Source organism: Streptomyces sp. NBC_00554 (assembly GCF_041431135.1).
In the GTDB taxonomy this organism is placed as follows: domain Bacteria; phylum Actinomycetota; class Actinomycetes; order Streptomycetales; family Streptomycetaceae; genus Streptomyces.
In genome coordinates this window covers 5,999,245-6,019,307 of sequence record NZ_CP107799.1, presented here as the reverse complement: position 1 = coordinate 6,019,307, position 20,063 = coordinate 5,999,245, and the positions used below count along the sequence as shown (strand labels likewise).

Below are 20,063 nucleotides of genomic sequence, written 5' to 3'. Positions count from 1 at the left end.
TCCGGAGGTGTCAGCAGTCCAGCTGCTGCAGCGTCGCGTTCGACGGTCCCCGCCGCGCTTGGAGGTCGCGGGCCACGTCCTCGGCCGCGCCCAGCACCCGTACCGCGTTCTGCCAGGTCAGCTTGGCCAGGTCGGCCTTGGACCAGCCGCGGTCCAGCAGCTCCGCGATGAGGTTCGGGTAGCCGGACACGTCGTGCAGGCCGTCCGGGGTGAACGCCGTGCCGTCGTAGTCGCCGCCGATGCCGAGGTGGTCGATGCCGGCGACCTCGCGCATGTGGTCCAGGTGGTCCGCGACCGTCGACACCGTGGCGACGGGGCGCGGGTTGGACTCCTCGAAGACGCGGTGGACCTTCATGCCCTCGGGGGTCGTGTCGAGGTGGTGGAAGCCGTTGGCGCGCATGTTCTCGTCGGCCGCGGCCGTCCAGTCGACCGCCGCCTGGAGGACGAACTTCGGTACGAACGTCACCATCGCCACTCCCCCGTTGGCGGGCAGCCGCTCCAGGACGTCGTCCGGGATGTTGCGCGGGTGGTCGCACACCGCGCGGGAGGAGGAGTGGGAGAAGATCACCGGCGCGGCGGTCGTGTCGAGCGCGTCGCGCATGGTGGTGGCGGCCACGTGGGAGAGGTCCACGAGCATGCCCTCGCGGTTCATCTCCCGTACGACCTCACGGCCGAAGGACGACAGGCCGCCGACGGCGGGGTGGTCCGTCGCCGAGTCCGCCCAGGCGATGTTGTCGTTGTGGGTGAGGGTCATGTAGCGGACGCCGAGCGCGTACAACGCCCGCAGTGTGGCGAGGGAGTTGTCGATCGAGTGGCCGCCCTCCGCGCCCATCAGCGAGGCGATACGGCCCTCCGCTCGCGCCGCCTCCATGTCGGCGGCGGTCAGCGCGGCGCGCAGGCCGGACGGGTGCCGGTCGATCAACTGCCGTACGCAGTCGATCTGTTCGAGCGTCGCGGTGACCGCTCCCGGCAGGTCCGAGCGGACGTACACCGACCAGAACTGGGCGCCGACCCCGCCCTCGCGCAGCCGCGCCAGGTCCGTGTGCAGGTGTGCGCTCTGGTCGGTGGCGATGTCGCGGGCGTCGAGGTCGTAGCGGACCTGTTCGCGCAGCGCCCAGGGGAGGTCGTTGTGACCGTCGACGACCGGGAACTCGGCGAGCAGTTCGCGGGCCTGCGCGAGCGAGGCGGAGGTCATCGGCGTCACTTCCCGAAGCCGAAGCCGCTGCCCGCGCCCTCGACCTTGGTGCGCAGCCGCTTGCCCTTCTCGGTGGCCTGCTCGTTCAGCTCCTGCTGGAACTCCCGCATCCGGGCGAGGAGTTCCTCGTCGTGCGCGGCGAGCATCCGGGCGGCAAGCAGGCCCGCGTTGCGCGCGCCGGCGACGGAGACGGTCGCGACCGGGACACCGGCCGGCATCTGCACGATGGAGAGCAGGCTGTCCATGCCGTCGAGGTACTTCAGCGGGACCGGGACGCCGATCACCGGCAGCGGCGTCACGGACGCCAGCATGCCGGGCAGGTGGGCGGCGCCGCCCGCGCCCGCGATGATCGCCTTGAGCCCGCGGTCGGCGGCCTGCTCGCCGTACGCGATCATCTCGCGCGGCATGCGGTGCGCGGAGACGACATCCACCTCGTACGGGATCTCGAACTCGTCCAGGGCCTGTGCGGCGGCCTCCATGACGGGCCAGTCGGAGTCGGATCCCATGACGATGCCCACCAGAGGTGCGACGGGGTTGCCTGGTGCAGCGGGTTCAACGCGGTCGGTCATTCGGTGATCGTGCCTCTCAGATATCCGGCTGCGTGCCGGGCGCGCTCCAGTACGTCGTCCAGGTCGTCGCCGTAGGTGTTGACGTGGCCCACCTTGCGGCCGGGCTTCACGTCCTTGCCGTACATGTGGATCTTCAGCTGGGGGTCGCGGGCCATGCAGTGCAGGTACGCGGAGTACATGTCGGGGTAGTCGCCGCCCAGGACGTTGGCCATGACCGTCCACTTGGCGCGGGGGCGCGGGTCGCCGAGCGGGAGGTCGAGGACGGCCCGTACGTGGTTGGCGAACTGGGAGGTGATCGCGCCGTCCTGGGTCCAGTGGCCCGAGTTGTGCGGGCGCATGGCCAGTTCGTTGACGAGGATGCGGCCGTCGCGCGTCTCGAAGAGCTCCACGGCGAGGTGGCCGACGACTCCGAGTTCCTTGGCGATGCGCAGGGCCAGCTCGCCGGCCTGGAGGGCCAGCTCCTCCGCGATACCGGGGGCCGGGGCGATCACCGTGTCGCAGACGCCGTCGACCTGCTGGGACTCGACGACGGGGTAGGCGACGGCCTGGCCGTGCGGCGAGCGGACGACGTTCGCCGCGAGTTCGCGCACGAAGTCGACCTTCTCCTCGGCGAGGACGGGGACTCCGGCGCGGAAGGGGTCGGCCGCTTCTTCGAGGGAGCGGACGAACCAGACCCCCTTGCCGTCGTAGCCGCCGCGGACGGTTTTCAGGATCACCGGGAAACCGTCGCCCTCGGCCGCGAAGGCGGCGACGTCGTCGACGTCGCTCACGATCCGGTGCCGCGGGCACGGCACGCCGATCGAGTCGAGCTTCGCGCGCATCACACCCTTGTCCTGGGCGTGCACGAGTGCGTCGGGCCCCGGGCGGACGGGGATGCCGTCCGCCTCCAGGGCACGCAGATGCTCGGTGGGTACGTGTTCGTGATCGAAGGTGATCACATCGCAGCCCCGCGCGAACTCACGCAGCGTGTCGAGGTCGCGATAGTCGCCGATGACGACATCGCTGACGACCTGCGCCGCGGAATCCTGAGGGGTGTCACTGAGGAGCTTGAACTTGATGCCGAGCGGGATGCCCGCCTCGTGTGTCATACGAGCGAGCTGCCCCCCGCCGACCATGCCGACTACCGGGAACGTCACGCTCCAAGAGTATCGGCCACGCCACGGCGGCCGGTTTCCGCACCGGTATGCCGGTGTCTCCACGTCGACAAGCCGGTAATTCCGCATCGAGATGCCCACGGTGGCGGCCATTTTTCTTACCTGTGAGTCTGTACACACAGGCGATGCCGAGGACCGCTGGTTAGCATGGCTGAGTTGATATATCCGACTGACGGCAACCTACGGGGGCTGGCGACACCATGGGCAGTGGTTCTTCGGGGCTCCATACCGAGCAGCCTCGCGGCGCGGTCCGCCGTCGTTTCGACCGGCTCTTCCGAGAGGTCGTCAAGTTCGGCGCGGTCGGCGGGGTGGGGCTGCTCGTCAACCTGCTCGTGTTCAACCTGGTGCGCCACGGGACCGGTCTGCAGGTCGTCCGGGCCAGTGTCATCGCCACCGTCGTGGCCATCATCTTCAACTACGTCGGGTTCCGCTACTTCACGTACCGTGACCGGGACAAGGGCGGCCGCACCAAGGAACTGACGCTGTTCCTGCTGTTCAGCGCGGTGGGACTGGTGATCGAGAACGGCGTGCTCTACATGGCGACGTACGGCTTCGGCTGGGACAGCCCGCTGCAGAGCAACGTCTTCAAGTTCCTGGGCATCGGCGTCGCGACCCTGTTCCGCTTCTGGTCGTACCGCACCTGGGTGTTCCGTACGCTGCCCGCGCGGGAGGCGGTGGCCAGTGCGGAATCGTTCCTCGAAGCCGAGCCCGGGCCCGAGCAGCGCCCCAGGCCCGCACAGCACGTGAGCTGAGCCCTACCGCTACCTGACCGTCGGCTCCGGCTCCTCGCCCGTCGGCGGCTTCTTCAAGGGCGTACGGGACAGGAACAGGCCGAACACCGGGGGCTTCACCTGGAGCATCTCCAGACGGCCCCCGTCGGCCTCCGCGAGGTCACGGGCGACGGCGAGGCCGATCCCCGTGGAGTTGCGGCCGCTGATCGTGCGCTCGAAGATGCGGGCGCCGAGGTCCGGGGGAACGCCGGGGCCCTCGTCGGTGACCTCGACGACGGCCTGGTTGCCGGTGACGCGGGTGCGCAGGGCGACGGTGCCGCCGCCGTGCATCAGGGAGTTCTCGATGAGCGCGGCAAGGACCTGGGCGACCGCGCCCGGGGTGCCCACGGCCCGCAGATGCCGCTTGCCCGAGCTGACGATGGCGCGGCCCGCACTGCGGTAGGCCGGGCGCCACTCCTCCAGCTGCTGCTTGATGACCTCGTCGAGGTCGAAGGAGACTGCTGAGCCGGTGCGCGGATCGCGGGCGTTGGTGAGCAGCCGCTCCACGACGTCCGTGAGCCGCTCGACCTGCGTCAGCGCGATCGTCGCCTCCTCCTTCACCGTGTCCGGGTCGTCGGTGAGGGTGATCTCCTCCAGGCGCATGGAGAGGGCCGTGAGGGGCGTACGGAGCTGGTGGGAGGCGTCGGCGGCGAGCCGGCGCTCCGCCGTGAGCATCCGTGCGATGCGCTCCGCGCTGGCGTCCAGGACGTCCGCGACGCGGTCCAGCTCCGGGACGCCGTACCGCTTGTGGCGCGGGCGGGGGTCGCCGGAGCCGAGCCGTTCCGCGGTCTCCGCGAGGTCGGTGAGCGGGGAGGCGAGGCGGTTGGCCTGGCGTACGGCGAGGAGGACGGCGGCGATGATGGCGAGCAGGGCGACCGCCGCGATGATCAGCAGCGTACGGCCGATTTCCTTCGTCACGGACGAGCGCGGCTCCAGGACGGTGACCGTCTCGCCCTCCTCGCCCTTGGACGTGTAGTGGGTGACCTCACCGCTGGGCTTGGTCCCGATCTCGATCGGCTCCCGGCCCGGGATCCTGATCACGGCGTACCGCTCGTCCGTGACCTGGTTCTTCAGGATCTCCGCGGTGATGTCCTCATGGCCGATGATCCGGCTGTCCACGATGCTCGCGAGTCGGAGCGCCTCGGACTCCACCCTCTCCTGGGCGCTGCTGCCGATCGTCCGCGTCTCGACGATCACGAGGGAGACGCCGAAGACGGCGATCACTACGAGCACCACGGCGAGGGTGGACTGGATGAGACGGCGACGCACGGTGCCCTCCGGGCGGGTTGCTTGGAGCCTGGCGGGAGGGCTCCGTCAGCTCTTCTCGAAGCGGAATCCGACGCCTCGTACCGTCGCGATGTAGCGGGGGTTCGCCGCGTCGTCGCCGAGCTTCTTGCGGAGCCAGGAGATGTGCATGTCGAGGGTCTTGGTGGAGGACCACCAGGTGGTGTCCCAGACCTCGCGCATGAGCTGGTCGCGGGTGACGACGCGTCCGGCGTCCCGGACGAGGACCCGCAGGAGGTCGAACTCCTTGGCGGTGAGCTGGAGTTCCTCGTCGCCCATCCAGGCGCGGTGCGACTCGACGTCGATGCGCACCCCGTGCGTGGCCGGCGGCTGCTGGGGCTCGGCGGCACCGCGCCGCAGCAGGGCCCGTACGCGGGCGAGCAGTTCGGCGAGCCGGAACGGCTTGGTGACGTAGTCGTCGGCGCCCGCGTCGAGGCCGACGACGGTGTCCACCTCGTCGGCGCGCGCGGTCAGGATCAGGATGGGGACGGTGTGCCCCTCGGCACGCAGCCGGCGGGCCACTTCCAGGCCGTCCATACCGGGCAGGCCCAGGTCCAGGACGCACAGGTCGATGCCGCCCTGGATGCCGGCGTCGAGCGCGGTGGGTCCGTCTTCGCGCACCTCGACCTCGTAGCCCTCCCGGCGCAGGGCACGGGCCAGTGGCTCCGAGATGGACGCGTCGTCCTCGGCGAGCAGTACACGGGTCATGGGTTGATGGTAGTCCGCCGCGGACGACACTCGCGGGGTGATCGGCATCCGTGATTCTTACCTACGGCCCTGGAGATGCCGACCTGCGACTGCGAGGGGCGATCTTGATAAACACCTTCGAATAGGTTCCTGTGGTTCCAATACCGCCTGTGATCCATCTCTCAAGTCCTTCCATATGCGGCATTGACATGTCGTATGGTGACCAGACGCCTGTAGCACTGCAGGGACCTTTGGCGGGCATTTGACGCTGAAGGTCTCTTTTATGTGCGGGCTGGTATTCGCCAGCCTTGAAAGGAATGACCTGTGGCCGGGCCCGAGCGCGTCAAAGCGTGCGGGCGTGGATCCCGGTGGTCGGCCTCCGCCGCTTCGCAATCCGGAGCGGACTCCCCGTGGGCGTGGGGACGGACGGCCGGAACCCGCCGGTGCCGGCCGCCCCCACCGGGCGCGCAACCCCACTTCCGCGCGTCCCGACCAGCAAGGAACGACCATGGCGTCCAGCCTGACGAAGGGTTCGGCAAACCCGGGCACCCCCGGTTTCGAACGCACCTTCTTCGGCCACCCCCGGGGACTGGCCACTCTCTTCATGACCGAGATGTGGGAGCGTTTCTCCTACTACGGCATGAGGGCTCTGCTCCCGCTGTACCTGGTCGCACCGGGTGGCCTGCACCTGAGCGTGGCCACCGCGACCGCGATCTACTCCGTCTACGTGTCGATGGTGTACCTGCTCGCCCTGCCCGGCGGCTGGTTCGGCGACCGGGTCTGGGGTCCCCGCAAGACCGTCGCCGTCGCCGGCGGAATCATCATGCTCGGCCACCTGACGCTGGCGCTGCCGGCGTCGGGCACCTTCTACGCCGGTCTCGGCCTGGTCGCGATCGGCTCGGGTCTGCTGAAGGCCAACATCTCCACGATGGTCGGCCACCTCTACGACGGCCCGGACGACCCGCGCCGCGACGGTGGCTTCACGGTCTTCTACATGGGCATCAACCTCGGCGCCTTCGCCGCGCCGCTGATCATCGGCACCATCGGTGAGAACGTCAACTGGCACCTGGGCTTCGCGCTCGCCGCGCTCGGCATGGCGCTCGGCCTCGGCCAGTTCCTGATCGGCAGCCGCAACCTCGCCGAGCGCTCCACCATCGTGCCGACGCCGCTCTCCGCCGCGGAGAAGTCCTCGACGCTGCGCAAGGCCGCGATCTGGGCGGGCATCGCCGTCGTCTTCTACGCGATCGTCGGCACCACCGGCCACTACACGCTGAACTGGGTCCTGGTTCCGCTGACCCTGCTCGGCGTGATCATCCCGATCATGGTCCTGGTGCGGATCAAGCGCGACAAGGACCTGGACCGCGCCGAGCAGTCGAAGATGTCCGGCTACATCTGGTTCTTCGTCGCCGCGGCCGTGTTCTGGATGATCTACGACCAGGGCGGTTCGACGCTGTCGATCTTCGCCGACGGCTCGGCGCAGAACACCGTCTTCGGATGGGAGTTCCCGGTCTCCTGGTACCAGTCGGTGAACCCGGTGCTGATCATGGCGCTCGCCCCGGTCTTCGCCTGGTTCTGGCTGGCGCTCAACAAGCGCGGCAAGGAGCCGAGCACCATCGTGAAGTTCGCGTCCGGTCTCGTGCTGGTCGGTGCGTCGTTCTTCCTCTTCCTGGCTCCGCTGTCCATCGCCGAGGGCGGTCACAAGGCCGCCGCGATGTGGCTGGTCGCGATCTACTTCGTGCAGACCGTCGGTGAGCTGCTGCTCTCCCCGGTCGGCCTCTCCGTCACCACGAAGATGGCGCCCGCGAAGTACGCCTCCCAGATGATGGGCGTCTGGTTCCTGGCCGTCACCGCCGGTGACGCCACGACCGGTCTGCTCTCCATCGCCGGGGTCGACCTGAACAAGATGGGCATCGTCGCCCTGGAGGCCACGCTCGCCGTGGTCGCCGGTGTCGCGGTGTGGATGTACCGCAACAAGGTCAAGGAACTCATGGGCAACGTCCGCTGACGTACGCCTGAGGCTTCTGTACGAAGGGCCGCCGCACCAAGTGGTGCGGCGGCCCTTCGGGTTTTCCCGCGTCGGCTCAGCGCACGCGCCGACGGGGCATGAAGGTGAAGACGGCGCCGCCGAGCAGGATCACGGTGCCGGCCACCAGGCCGAGGGCCCGGAGCCCGCCGTTGTCGTTCGCGCCGGTCTCGGCCAGGCCGCCGCTCGAAGAAGAAGACGAGGACGAGGACGAATCGGAGCCCGACGTCGTCGCGCCGGAGACGCCGCCGTCCTGCTTCTCGACGTCGAGTTCCAGTGAGACGCCGGTCTTCGTCGCCTTGCAGGGGATGGCGATCGGGTCGGCCCCGGCGCTCAGCGTCACGACGATCGTGAGATCGCCCGGGCTGAGCGTGGCCTTGCCGTCCGCTCCCGGCTTGTACGTGCCCGTCATGTCCTCGAGCGAGACCGGGTCGCCCGCGTTGAGGGCCTCCTTGTTGGCAGGGCCCTCGACCTCGAGCGAGCCGCTGTCGTCGCCGCCGACCGTGATCACCATGGACGGCTTCAGCGCGCCCGCGGGCAGCGGTGCGGGACTGTCCATCACGCCCTCGGCGGTCTTCACCGTGAGGTCGTAACTCCCGCCGTTCTTCTTGGCGTTGATCGTCGCCGTGGATTCGATCTTCTCGGGTCCCGGCGAGGTGCAGGCGAAGGACGTGGTCACCGTCTTGCCCTCGAAGTCGGTCTGACCGTCATCGCCGCCGGAGGTCGAGCCGCCGTCGGTCGACCCGCCGGTCGTCGTGCCACCGTCGGTGGTCGTGCCGCCATCGGTCGTGGTGCCACCGTCGGTGGTCGTCCCGCCGTCGGTGGTCGTCCCGCCCGAGGTCGTCGTACTGCCCCCGTCGTCCGTCACCGTGATCGTGGCCGCGGCCGGCACCGCCTCCTGGGGCGTGCACACGGTGTCCGTCGAGTAGGCGGTGATGGTGTACGCGTCCGGGGTCAGCGTGACCTCGCCCGCCGTCGTCAGCGTGACCTTGCCCGTCATGTCGGACAGCACCATGTCGCCGCCCTTGGGTATCGCCGGGTTCTCCTGCGGCCCCTCCATCGGGACGTCCGCGGTCTGCGCACCGGCCGCCTTGACGGTTCCGGTGGGCTTGACCGAGTCCTCCGGGAGGTCGATGAGGTCGGGGTTCTTCGAGGCGGCCTGCGTGAACTTCCATACGATCTCGACCTCGTCACCCACCTTCGCCGTCGCCGGTGCGGTGATCTCCACCTTTGTGGTGCCCTCGACGGGGTCGAGGCCCGAGGCCGCGGGCGGGATGCACTTGGTCGCGTACGACACCTCGGCGGCCTGCGCCGGTGACGCGGCCACCCCGAGCAGGATGCCCGCGCCGCCGAGTACCAGCGCGATCCCGGCCGCGCCGGCTCTCCGCCCCACCGTTGGTGCCACTCTCCGTTGCGTACTCACGTATTGCCCTTCCTCGTGGGAGTCGTAGGACTGTTCTCTTGCGGTGCGGAGAGCTGACCGGCCGCCGGGATCCCCGGATCGCTGTCCGGCGTGAACCACGGAAGGGTCCGCGTCGAAGCCGGGGCCGGAGTCGGAGTCGAGGTGGAGGTCGTACGGGATTCGGGTGCCGTCGATGCCTTCGTGGCCGACGGCATGCTCAACCTCGGCATGCGCAGGGTGAGTTCGGGCAGCCGCAGGCCGCGCCGACGGCCACTGCCGCTGCGCCGGGACGGCCTGCGCGGCCGCAGCCGGTCCACCACGGCCATGCCGATACGGAACACCGCGGCCGGCACGACCACGGCGAGCAGGATCCAGAACAGCGTCACGCCCCAGGGGCGGCCCACGCCCCACGGCTGCTCGGCGAGCATCTTCCCGCCGTACTTGAGCGAGACCGTGTAGTCGCCGTGTGCCCCGGCCGCGAGTTCGACGGGGAGTTCGATCTGCGCCTTCTTGCCGGGCTCGACGGTGCCGCGCCACTGCTGTTCCTCCCACGTCGGGGCGAACACACCGTGGGAGGTGCCGACTTGGAAGACCGGGTCCTTGACGGCGGCGGTGCCGACGTTGCCGACCGTGAAGACGAGCGTGCGGGAGGGCGGGGCGCCGAACGAGGTGAGCAGCCCGCTCGAACCGTCGAGCCGGGTGTCCGTGAGCACCGAGAGCCGTCCGCCGCTCTCCTCCTCGGGGAGCGGCTCGACCGAGTGCCCGGCGACCATGAAGATGGCGTCCGCCTCCGCCTTCGCCCCCGTGACCGTGGCGACGTGCACCACGCACGGGCACGGCTCGGGCGGTTCGGCGACCGGCAGCTCCTTGCTGAAGTCGCCCTTCGCGTCGGTGGTGACGGCCCGGCCGTCGGCGTTGGCACAGGAGTTGGTGCCGCCGATCACACCCCGGGACGGCACCGACTGGCCGCAGATCAGCATCATCAGCAGCGTCTTCGGCCGCCATCCACTGCCGGTGACGGTGATCGAACCCCCCGTCCCGGCCTGGGACTTGGACAGTTTGACGGAGGGCTTCTCCGCGCCGACCGCGGGAGCCCCCGCGAGGGGCAGCACGAGGAGCGCGAGCACCGCCGCCAGCACCGTCATCCGCACCTTGCCGCCCACGACACCGCTCACGACACCGCTCCCGTCAACTCGACTTCCGCACGCGGCTGTTCGCACGCCTCACCGCCGGGCGTGCGATGCCCGTGACGCCGTACACCGCCCGGCGGACGACGCCTGTGACGCCGTACGACGAGAAACGCGGCGACCGTCGCGAGCGCGCCCCCGGCCCCCGCCACCGCGCCCCACGGCACGAACGTCGCCGACGCGGCCCCCGTGTCGCGCGCCCCGCCCGCCGCCGTGACCGTCAGCCGTACCTCGACCGAGTCCAGCGCCGGGGTGTCGGGCCACGGCTCGCTGAGCGTGACGCGGCGGCCCGGCAGGAGTTCGACGGGGAGGGTGCGCGGGGCGCGGTCGAGGACCTCGCCGAGGGTGCCGTCGGCGTGGACGGCGAGGCGCGGGGTGAGGGCGGTGGTGCCTCGGTTGACCAGCTCGTACGAGATGCGCCCCGCGCGCACCGTGACGTGTTCGACGGTGAGCGCGGACAACGTCGGTCCGTCCACTCGCAGTTGGATCCGGACGGCCGAGGTCCGCCCGCCGTCGCCGCTCGCCACGATCGCGCCGGGGTGGTCGCCGGGCGACGCGCCCGCCGGGACGCTCAGCGTGAAGGGGACGTCGGCGCGGGTGTGCGCGGGGACGCGTACGGACAACTCCCGTACGGGGACCCGCCGTCCGTCCGCCTTCCCCGCGAAGTTGATCCACGCGCCCGCGTCCGTCGGCTTCTCCCGGATCGTGAACCCGCCGCCCGCCGTGTTGTCCGCGTCCGCGCCGCGCAGCCGGACCGTGAGCGGCTGCGCGCCCGGGTTGAGTACGGACACCGAGTCCTGGAGGACCGTGCCGGGCGCGCCCTCCGCGTAGACGTACGGCCGGCCCTCCGGCGCGCTCGCGGAGGGCACCACGGACCAGCCGTCGTCGGCCACGGCCACGGGTGCCATGCCCAGCAACAGCAAGGTCAGGCCCAGGACGCGGGCGGCGGGCAGTACGTACGGCATCAGCGGCTCCTGCTTGTCGTACGGGGGCCGGTCAGCGGCGTACCGCCTGGTTCCTGCGCGTCAGCCACAGCACACCCGCCGCGCCCGCGAGCAGGACCGTGCCGCCGAGCGTGCCGAGGGCGATCGCCGAGTCCTCGGGGCCGGTCTGCGGGAGTTCGCCGCCGGAGTCCGAGCCGCTCTGGGTCTCGCCCGAACCGCCGCCCGCGGCCGTGACGTCGAGGGTGAGTGAGGGCTTGGGGCTGTTCGAAGGGGTGCAGGTGGTCGTGGTGCCCAGCGCCTTGATGGTCAGCACGCCCGCGGTGAAGGTGACCTTGCCGGTCTCCTTCGGCGTGTAGGTACCGCTCAAGTCACTGATTTTGATGGGGGTGTTGGCAGGGATCGCGGCCGCGTTGGCCGGACCGCTCACGGCCACCGTCCCGGTGTCCGCACCGCCCAGCTTGATCACGGCACTCGGCTTCATCGAGCCCTTTCCCAGCTCCACCGGGCTCGACGAGACGCCCTTCTGCCAGGACATGGTGAGTTTGTAGCCGCTGCCGCTCTTGACGCTCTTGATGTCGATGGGCGACACAGCACTCTTGTCACCGATCGGTGTCTTGCACTCGTAGTTGACGTCGACCACGTCGGCATGGGCGGCGGGGGCGGCCATCAGCACCGCGGAGCCGGCCAGGGCCGCGGCGAACGCGAGCGCGGCGGTTCGTTTCTGGTACGTCCGGTACGACACCTCGGGGCCTCATTCCTGACGGAACATCAGATCGGCCGTCAAGGTACGCCCGGGGACTTGTGGAGGGAAGACAAAGCGCGCGCCGGATGTGAGGAGATCCGGCGCGCGTTCGATGACGTACGGGAAGGGCGCGAATGAGGGTTCGAACCCGGGGTAACACAAGGTGGGAGTCGCCAGGGGCTATGCGGGTGCCCCGAGTTCGGCCCAGACGGTCTTGCCCACGCCCCCCGGAGTGCGGACAACTCCCCAGTCCAGGCACAGTCGCTGCACGATGAACATGCCGTGGCCGCCGGGGCGCCCGGCGCGGTGCGGGGTGCGCGGGGCGGGCTGTCCTGCGCCGCGGTCGGAGACCTCGACGCGGAGCACCTTGTTGTCGCAGGCGATCCGGAGTTCCTCCGGACCCTCGGCGTGCAGGCAGGCGTTGGTGACGAGTTCGGAGACGACCAGGAGGACGTCCTCGGCGGCGGCGCGGCGGTCGGCGGTCGCGGCGGGCAGCCAGCCCCACGCGTTCAGCGCCTGGCGGGCGAAGTCGCGGGCGAGCGGCACGACACCGCTCTGGCCGTCGAAGCTGAGGCGGCGGGCCTGGCGGCCGGTGCCGGTGGCAGTAGCACTACTGGTGCCGGTGTCCGTGCCGGTGCCAGTGCCGGTGGCACCGCCCGTGCCGGTGCCACTGCCACTGTCGATGCCACTGCCGGTGCCGGACACCGCGGAAGCGCCGCCGTCGCCCGACTCCGGGCCGCGGTCTCCCGGCGGGTAGGGCCGGGTGGTGCTCATCAGCGCTTCACCTCACCGATTCACCCATTCACAATTCAAGACTTCACTACTCAGTACGTTGCGGCGGCGGACGCAGTCAGAAAGTCTCCTGCCCGACCGAACCGTCCGAACACCCAATTATTCGACCCGAAACCCGTGACGCGCGTAACCCGCCGATCACGCAGGGACAACTGGGGTATCACTGTGACGCGATCCACCCGGTCCGCCTAGACGGCCAGGGCCGCGGCGAGGCTGTCGTGGACCGTGAAGACGGCCTCCGCCCCGGTGATCTCGAAGACCCGGGCCACCACCGGCAGCATCGCGGCGAGATGGACCGCGCCACCCGCGGCCTCGGCCTTCAGCCGGGCGCCGAGCAGCACATTGAGTCCGGTGGAGTCACAGAACTCGAGGCGCGAGCAGTCGACGACCAGGCGGGCGTACCCCTTCTCCAGGCACGCATCGAGTGGTTCACGCAACAAATCGGCCGTGTGGTGATCGAGCTCACCCGCAGGGGTCACGACGGCACTGAGGCCCTCTGTCCGCACTTCGACAAGAAGCCGACCCGACTGCGCGCTGCCGACCGTCCCGCGGTCCATGCCGTCTCTCTCCTGAGCGTCGTGACTGCTGATGTAGGCACTCGAACACTACGCCTTCTCTACACACCCCGACACCCGAACAACCGCCATTAAACGGACATTTCACAAGTAAGCACACTTGCAACAACCGCGCGGGAGCGGGTAGGGCTAGTAGAGACACCTTTTCGACACGACCGGCTTTGGAGGCGCCGCACACCGCAGTGCACGCATTGGCATCGGCGGCCATATGCCGAGAACGATGGAGGACACCATGTCACCCCGGCTCGACGAATCGCATACCCAGACGGCGACGTCGGCTCCCCCGCCGGAACACCCGCGACTCATCGGGAAACCCGACGGACTAGAAGGCCTTCCGGAGATCCCCCCGTACGACCAGGTGGGGCCGGTGGACGCCCGGGCCCTGTCCAAGACACTCTTCGAGCGGCTGGAGTCCCTCGAAGAAGGCACCTACGAATACTCGTACGTTCGCAACACGCTGGTCGAACTCAACCTCGCACTGGTCAAGTTCGCCGCCTCTCGGTTCCGCTCCCGCAGCGAGCCGATGGAGGACATCGTCCAGGTCGGCACCATCGGCCTGATCAAGGCGATCGACCGCTTCGAGATGAGCCGCGGCGTCGAGTTCCCCACCTTCGCGATGCCGACGATCGTCGGCGAGATCAAGCGCTTCTTCCGCGACACGTCGTGGTCGGTGCGCGTACCGCGCAGGCTGCAGGAACTCCGCCTCGACCTGGCCAAGGCGGGCGACGAACTCGCCCAGAAACTCGATCGCGCGCCGACGGTGGGAGAGCTGGCGGAGCGCTTGGACCTCTCCAACGAAGAGGTCGTCGAAGGCATGGCCGCCTCAAACGCGTACACGGCCAGTTCGCTGGACGCCCAGCCCGAGGAGGACGACTCCGAGGGCGCGCTCGCGGACCGCATCGGCTACGAGGACCACGGACTCGAAGGCATCGAGTACGTGGAATCGCTGAGGCCGCTGATCGCCGAACTCCCCTCCCGCGACCGGCAGATCCTCGCCCTCCGCTTCGTCGCCAACATGACCCAGTCCGAGATCGGCGACGAACTCGGCATCTCCCAGATGCATGTCTCCCGGCTGCTCTCGCGGACGCTGGTGCGGCTGCGGAAGGGGCTGACCGTCGAAGAGTGACGGTCCCCCGCGGCCACCGGCCGCGTGCGACAGCTGTAACCAGGTCGGGCGCCCCCAACTACCGGGGCGCCCGACCTGGTTACAGCTTGGCAGCGGCCGCGGTTACCCCGGGAAACCTCTTTCCCCACAGGTTGCCTTCCACCACGATGGGCACCCCCGTACCCGCCGGTACTCCAGGACACCGGCGAGCGGAGAGCACGGGGTGCGAGGAGGCACGGGGATGGCTGGGGCCGGCCGGACCGACGGAGAAGACGGGTACGGCGCGGACGGCGGCTTCGGCGGGCGCGGCGGGGATGACGGGTACGGCGGGTACGACTCCCAGGACGCCGGGAGTGGCATGTACTCCACGGCATCCGACGCACAGCTCACCGAACTGCTGCGCGCCGACACCCCGACCGCGTATCCGGCGCTGCGCGAACTACGCCTGAGGCACCGGCCCGCGGTCCTCTCGTACGCCCGTCTGTGCACCGTCGGCGAGTCCGCCGCACGGCAGCTCACCGCGCAGGCCTTCGCACTCGCCGCCCGCGACACGGCACGCGGCATCGACCCGCCGGGGCCCTGGCGCCACCAACTGCTGCTCCTGGCAGGCCGGGTGGCCGCATCCTGGGCCGCGCCCCTGGACCATCGCGCGAGCCGCCTCGATCCGGGCCTGCTCGCCCTGCTCCGCCGGACGAGCAGCCCCGACGGGCCCGTCCCGCCGATGCTCGACGCGTTCCAGTCGCTCCCTAGCCGTGTCCAGGGCCTCATCTGGTACGGCGTCGTCGACGAGGTGCCCGACGTCAGGACCACCGCTCTCCTCGGGGCCGTGCCGCAGGACGTGGCGTACGGCAAGCAGCCCGCGTTCCAGGCCCTGCGCCAGGCCTGTCTGAAGACCCGCCTCGCCCGCTCCGGCAACCCGCGCTGCCAGGACTTCCGGCGGCTGATCGAGGAGGCGGCGCACCCCGAGAACCCGCGCTACAGCGCCGACTTGAACGCCCACATGACGCACTGCGCGCACTGCGCCACCGCCTACGAGGAGCTGGGCGCCCTGCGCGACACCCCGCGCACGGCGCTGGCCGAGGGGCTGCTGCCGTGGGGCGGCGCCGCGTACGTCATGGGCCACGGAGGCGAGACGGTTCCCGCCCGGAGTCCGGCGTCCTCCTCGTGGCCGCCTTCCCGGCGCTTCGTCCTCGCGTCTGCCGCGCTCGGCGTCGCGGTGGCGCCGCTGCTGCTGTTCCTGTTGACGTCGGGCGGATCGGAGCCGGGGCAGGCGGCGAGCGCGGTGAGCACTCCGGCGGCGCCGCCCCCGGTCACGGTGACCGCGACGGTGTCGGTGACTCCGTCGCCGTCCGTGTCCCCGTCCCCGTCTCTTTCTCCGTCGCCCAGTCGTACGACCAAGTCCCCGTCTCCCAGGCCCACTTCGACACCCTCGAAGACACCGAAGCCGTCGCCGACCCCGCACCCCCCGAACGGCACCTACGCCCAGGTCGTGAACGCCGGTTCGGGGCTCTGCCTCGACATCCGCGACGGCGTCATGGACCTGGGCACGGACGTCGTCACGGCCCGCTGCACCTCGTCCCGCACCCAGATGTGGCGTGTCGACACCGGCCGCGGCGTCCTCCAGTCGTACGCCGACGACCGCTTCTGCCTGGACAGCCGGGGTTCCACGGACAGGGGCGTCGGCATCTGGGAGTGCTCGGCCGCCGACGACTACGAGCCCAACGGCAAGAACCTGCACTTCACGGTGGACTCGCGCGGCACGATCCGCCCGGACATCGCCCGGGACCACGTGGTCACGCCGTACGGCGACCGGCTTGCGCTGGCCAGGGACCAGGGCCGCGACGACCAGCGGTGGCTGGCGGGCTCCACCGCTAGGTGACCGGAACCCCGCGCCGCCAGACCTGCGACACCAGCGGAACGCCCGGCCGGTAGGCGAGGTGGACATGGCTCGGGGCATCGAGGATCGCCAGGTCGGCGTAGGCGCCGGGGGTCAGGCGGCCGATGTCCGTACGGCGCAGGGCCTGGGCTCCGCCGGCCGTGGCCGACCAGAGGGCCTCGTCGGGGGTCATGCCCATGTCCCGTACCGCAAGCGCGACGCAGAACGGGACGGACGAGGTGAAGGACGAGCCCGGGTTGCAGTCGGTGGAGAGGGCCACGGTGACGCCGGCGTCGAGCAGGCGGCGGGCGTTCGGCCACTCGGCGCGGGTGGAGAACTCGGCGCCTGGGAGCAGGGTCGCCACGGTGTTGCCGCTCGCCAGGGCGTCCACGTCGGCGTCCGTGAGGTGTGTGCAGTGGTCGGCGCTCGCCGCGTCCAGTTCGACCGCGAGCTGGACGCCGGGGCCGTAGGAGAGCTGGTTGGCGTGGACGCGCGGGTGCAGGCCCTTCGCCTTGCCCGCCGTGAGGATCGCGCGGGCCTGGTCGCCGTCGAAGGCGCCCTTCTCGCAGAAGACGTCGACCCAACGGGCGTACGGGGCACAGGCGTCGAGCATCTCGCCGGTCACCAGGGCCACGTACCCGGCCGGGTCGTCGGCGTAGTCCGGGGAGACGATGTGGGCGCCGAGGTAGGTGACCTCGTCGGTGTGCGCCGCCGCGATGCGCAGTGCCCGTGCCTCGTCCTCGACGGTGAGGCCGTAGCCCGACTTCGTCTCGAAGGTGGTGGTGCCCTGGAGCAGGGCCTCGCGGAGGTAGTGCGTGAGGTTGCGTTCCAGGTCCTCGTCGGAGGCGGCGCGGGTGGCGGCGACGGTGGTGCGGATGCCTCCGGCCGTGTAGCTGCGGCCCGACATACGGGCGTTGAACTCCTGCGTGCGGTCGCCCGCGAAGACGAGGTGCGAGTGGGAGTCCACGAAGCCCGGGATCACCGCCCGGCCGCCGGCGTCGACCCGATTGTCAGTGGCGGGTGCTTCTCTTGAATCACCGGTCCACGCGATGCGGTCGCCGTCGATGACGACGGCCGCGTCCTGGATCAGACCGAGGGGGGAACCGTCACCGAGGGAGGGGTCGTTGGTGACCAGGCTGGCGATGTTGGTGATGACGGTGGTCATGGCGGCGTCCTTGTGGGGGCTCGGGCTGCGGGGGACGATCGGGCTCAGGCGCGCAGGGCTTCGACGGCATCCGCAAGAGCTGTCGGCACATCGGGTACGAGGGTGTGCGCGCCGTCTCGTACGACGTGCCGGCCGCCCACGACCGTGTGGCGTACGTCGGCCGCCGTCGCGGCGAATACGGCTGTCTCGGCACCGAGGCGCGGCACCGGTCCCGCTGTTCTGACCGAGTCGAGGGCGATCGTCGTGAAGTCGGCGAGCGCGCCCGGCTCCAGGATGCCCGCGCCGTCCCAGCCCAGGGCCGCGTGGCCGTCCGCGGAGGCGGCGCGGAGGAGCGCGGCCGCCGTCCAGTGACCGCGGGTGCGGGTGCGCAGGCGCTCGTTCAGCTCCATGGCGCGGGCCTCTTCGAGGAGGTCGATGACGGCGTGGCTGTCGGAGCCGAGGGAGAGCGGCGAGCCCGCGTTCTGCAGGGCGGCCGCGGGCCCGATGCCGTCGGCCAGGTCCCGTTCGGTGGTCGGGCACATGCAGGTCCCGGTCCCGGAGCCGCCGATCAGGGCGATGTCCTGATCCGTGAGGTGCGTGTTGTGGACGCCGGTCGTGCGGGGGCCGAGGACGCCGTGGTCGGCGAGCAGCTGGGTGGGGGTGCGGCCGTGCGTGGCCTGGCAGGCGTCGTTCTCCGCCGTCTGCTCGGACAGATGCACATGCAGCGGGGCCCGCCGCTCCTCGGCCCACCGCGCCACCGTCGCCAACTGCCGGGCCGGCACGGCCCGTACGGAGTGGATGGCCGCACCGATCCGCGCGTGATCTCGGTCCTTGAGAAGTGAAGAGCGTTCCGCCCAGGCGTCCGCGCTGCCGTCGGAGAAGCGGAGCTGGTGCCGGTTCGGGGGCTGTCCGAAGCCGGAGGAGACGTACGCGGTGTCCAGGAGGGTGATGCGGATCCCGGCGTCGGCCGCGGCCGCGATGAGCGCCTCGCCCATCGCGTTGGGGTCGGCGTAGGGGGTGCCGCCCGGGGCGTGGTGCACGTAGTGGAACTCGCCGACGGCCGTGACCCCGGCGAGCGCCATCTCCGCGTACACCGCGCGGGCGAGCGCGTGGTAGGTCTCCGGGGTCAGCCTGTCCGCGAAGGAGTACATGATCTCGCGCCAGGTCCAGAAGGTGCCCGAGCCGACCTGGACGGTGGAGCGCAGGGCGCGGTGGAAGGCGTGCGAGTGGGCGTTGGCGAGCCCGGGGAGGGTGAGGCCGCGGAGGGTCTCGGCGCCGGGGGGCGGGGTGTCGACGCCGGTGCGGACGGCGGTGATGCGGCCGTCGTGGACGTCGAGGGCCACGCCCGGCTCGACGTTGGTGTCGAGCCAGGCGTGTTCCAGCCAGTACGTCTGCGTCACCTGCGGACCAGCCCTTCGAGTACGTCGGCGAGTGCGGTCACCCCGGCCACGCAGTCGTCCTCGGCGGCGTACTCGGCCGGGGAGTGCGAGACGCCCGTGGGGTTGCGTACGAACAGCATGGCGGTCGGGACGGTCCCGGAGAGGATTCCGGCGTCGTGTCCGGCGCCGGTACCCAGGACGGGGACCCTCAGGTCCGTCTCCTTGCCCAGGATGCGGGCGAGCTCGTCACGCAGGGCGTGCTCGAACTCGATGACGGGGGTGAACGACTCGCGGACGACGTCGAGTTCGACGCCCTGCGCCTCCGCGTACTCGCGGGCCGCCTTCTCGATGCCGGTGACGACCGTGTCCAGGCTCGCCTGGTCGGCGGCGCGGGAGTCGAGCCAGCCGCGGACGAGGGAGGGGATGGCGTTCACGCCGTTCGGCTCGACGGCGATCTTGCCGAAGGTGGCGACGGCGCCCGCGAGTCGGGCCTCTCGTCTCGCGGCCAGCACCGTCTCCGCGTACGGCAGCATCGGGTCGCGGCGGTCCACGAGCCGGGTGGTGCCCGCGTGGTTGGCCTCGCCCCGGAAGTCGAACCGCCAGCGGCCGTGCGGCCAGATGGCGCTCGCGATGCCGACGCGGTCGCCGGAGAGGTCCAGTGCGCGGCCCTGTTCGACGTGCAGCTCGACGAAGGCGCCGATGCGGGCGAGCCGCTCGGGGTCCGGGCCGATGGTGTCCGGGTCGTATCCGGCCCGCTCCATGGCCTGCGGCAGCGTGATGCCGTCGGCGTCCGTCAGCCGGTGCGCCTGCTCGACGGTGAGCTGCCCGGCCGCGAGCCGCGACCCGACACAGGCGAGCCCGAACCGGGCGCCCTCCTCGTCCCCGAAGTTCACGATGGCGAGGGGCCGGGTGAACTCCACGCGGCGTGCGCGCAGTTCGTCCAGCGCGGCGAAGGACGACACGACCCCGAGGGGCCCATCGAAGGCCCCGCCGTCCGGCACGGAGTCGAGATGGGACCCGGTGACTACGGCGTCCCCCGCCCCGGAATCCCCGAGCCAGGCCCACTGATTCCCGTTCCGGTCGACCTCATAGTCAAGCCCACGAGCCTCGGCCTGCCCCCGGAACCAGTCCCGACAGTCGGCGTCGGCCCCGCTCCAGGCGAACCGGCGGTAGCCCCCGGAGTCGGGGTGCCGGCCGATGGGCTTCAGGTCACGCCACATGTCGTGGAAGGAGGC

Annotated in this window: 18 protein-coding genes; 4 read left to right on the top strand and 14 right to left on the bottom strand. The window is 70.7% G+C overall.

Features of this window, described 5'->3' with window-relative positions; genetic code table 11:
- Positions 1–10: 10 nt before the first annotated feature.
- The 3 genes from OG266_RS26600 to OG266_RS26590 are packed head-to-tail and all read right to left on the bottom strand — an operon-like array spanning position 11 to position 2,900.
- Positions 11–1,195 (bottom strand): dipeptidase, encoded by a 1,185-nt coding sequence (locus OG266_RS26600; protein WP_371548781.1) that lies wholly within the window; start codon positions 1,193–1,195, stop codon positions 11–13.
- Between the two features lie 5 nt (positions 1,196–1,200).
- Positions 1,201–1,764 carry a 5-(carboxyamino)imidazole ribonucleotide mutase gene (gene purE, locus OG266_RS26595; RefSeq protein ID WP_266460589.1) on the bottom strand — a complete coding sequence of 188 codons (564 nt, stop codon included), beginning with the start codon at positions 1,762–1,764 and terminating at the stop codon, positions 1,201–1,203.
- Positions 1,761–2,900, bottom strand: coding sequence for a 5-(carboxyamino)imidazole ribonucleotide synthase (locus OG266_RS26590; protein ID WP_266828264.1), 1,140 nt, complete (start codon positions 2,898–2,900; stop codon positions 1,761–1,763). The genes purE and OG266_RS26590 overlap by 4 nt, the downstream gene beginning before the upstream one ends.
- A 218-nt stretch (positions 2,901–3,118) precedes the next feature.
- Between OG266_RS26590 and OG266_RS26585 the strand changes: the two genes are divergently transcribed.
- Positions 3,119–3,670 carry a GtrA family protein gene (locus OG266_RS26585; RefSeq protein ID WP_266460584.1) on the top strand — a complete coding sequence of 184 codons (552 nt, stop codon included), beginning with the start codon at positions 3,119–3,121 and terminating at the stop codon, positions 3,668–3,670.
- Positions 3,671–3,679: 9 nt separating this feature from the next.
- Here OG266_RS26585 and OG266_RS26580 read toward each other — a convergent pair whose 3' ends face one another.
- Positions 3,680–4,957, bottom strand: coding sequence for an ATP-binding protein (locus OG266_RS26580; protein ID WP_266460582.1), 1,278 nt, complete (start codon positions 4,955–4,957; stop codon positions 3,680–3,682).
- A 45-nt stretch (positions 4,958–5,002) separates the two neighbouring features.
- Complete coding sequence (locus OG266_RS26575; protein ID WP_037748267.1) at positions 5,003–5,680, bottom strand: response regulator transcription factor; 678 nt, start codon at positions 5,678–5,680, stop codon at positions 5,003–5,005.
- 487 nt (positions 5,681–6,167) lie between these two features.
- On the opposite strand from OG266_RS26575, the gene OG266_RS26570 reads away from it, so the two are divergent.
- Positions 6,168–7,664, top strand: coding sequence for an oligopeptide:H+ symporter (locus tag OG266_RS26570; protein WP_371548780.1), 1,497 nt, complete (start codon positions 6,168–6,170; stop codon positions 7,662–7,664).
- A 76-nt stretch (positions 7,665–7,740) separates the two neighbouring features.
- On the opposite strand, the gene OG266_RS26565 is transcribed toward OG266_RS26570, so the two are convergent.
- The 6 genes from OG266_RS26565 to OG266_RS26540 form a co-directional block, all read right to left on the bottom strand.
- Entirely contained in the window at positions 7,741–9,075 is a 1,335-nt protein-coding gene (locus tag OG266_RS26565; RefSeq protein WP_371548779.1) for a hypothetical protein, read from the bottom strand.
- A 26-nt stretch (positions 9,076–9,101) separates the two neighbouring features.
- Positions 9,102–10,229: a hypothetical protein gene (locus OG266_RS26560; RefSeq protein WP_371552968.1), complete on the bottom strand. Its 1,128-nt coding sequence runs from the start codon at positions 10,227–10,229 to the stop codon at positions 9,102–9,104.
- Positions 10,230–10,255: 26 nt separating this feature from the next.
- Positions 10,256–11,236: a hypothetical protein gene (locus tag OG266_RS26555; protein WP_371548778.1), complete on the bottom strand. Its 981-nt coding sequence runs from the start codon at positions 11,234–11,236 to the stop codon at positions 10,256–10,258.
- 31 nt (positions 11,237–11,267) lie between these two features.
- Positions 11,268–11,957 carry an LPXTG cell wall anchor domain-containing protein gene (locus tag OG266_RS26550; RefSeq protein WP_266460567.1) on the bottom strand — a complete coding sequence of 230 codons (690 nt, stop codon included), beginning with the start codon at positions 11,955–11,957 and terminating at the stop codon, positions 11,268–11,270.
- Between the two features lie 180 nt (positions 11,958–12,137).
- Positions 12,138–12,731 (bottom strand): ATP-binding protein, encoded by a 594-nt coding sequence (locus OG266_RS26545; RefSeq protein WP_371548777.1) that lies wholly within the window; start codon positions 12,729–12,731, stop codon positions 12,138–12,140.
- 206 nt (positions 12,732–12,937) lie between these two features.
- Positions 12,938–13,306 carry an STAS domain-containing protein gene (locus OG266_RS26540; RefSeq protein WP_266460561.1) on the bottom strand — a complete coding sequence of 123 codons (369 nt, stop codon included), beginning with the start codon at positions 13,304–13,306 and terminating at the stop codon, positions 12,938–12,940.
- A 250-nt stretch (positions 13,307–13,556) separates the two neighbouring features.
- On the opposite strand from OG266_RS26540, the gene OG266_RS26535 reads away from it, so the two are divergent.
- Positions 13,557–14,450, top strand: coding sequence for an RNA polymerase sigma factor SigF (locus OG266_RS26535; RefSeq protein WP_371548776.1), 894 nt, complete (start codon positions 13,557–13,559; stop codon positions 14,448–14,450).
- A 337-nt stretch (positions 14,451–14,787) separates the two neighbouring features.
- On the top strand, positions 14,788–16,308 hold the full coding sequence (locus OG266_RS26530) for an RICIN domain-containing protein (protein ID WP_371552966.1): 1,521 nt from the start codon (positions 14,788–14,790) through the stop codon (positions 16,306–16,308).
- On the opposite strand, the gene hutI is transcribed toward OG266_RS26530, so the two are convergent.
- Genes hutI through OG266_RS26515 form a run of 3 tightly spaced genes read right to left on the bottom strand, consistent with a single transcriptional unit; the run spans position 16,301 to position 20,048 of the window.
- On the bottom strand, positions 16,301–17,470 hold the full coding sequence (hutI, locus tag OG266_RS26525; protein WP_371548775.1) for an imidazolonepropionase: 1,170 nt from the start codon (positions 17,468–17,470) through the stop codon (positions 16,301–16,303). The genes OG266_RS26530 and hutI overlap by 8 nt on opposite strands.
- Before the next feature lie 44 nt (positions 17,471–17,514).
- A complete protein-coding gene (locus OG266_RS26520) occupies positions 17,515–18,849 on the bottom strand; it encodes a formimidoylglutamate deiminase (RefSeq protein WP_371548774.1) in 1,335 nt (444 codons plus the stop codon).
- On the bottom strand, positions 18,846–20,048 hold the full coding sequence (locus tag OG266_RS26515; protein WP_371552964.1) for an allantoate amidohydrolase: 1,203 nt from the start codon (positions 20,046–20,048) through the stop codon (positions 18,846–18,848). The genes OG266_RS26520 and OG266_RS26515 overlap by 4 nt, the downstream gene beginning before the upstream one ends.
- Positions 20,049–20,063: the final 15 nt, after the last annotated feature.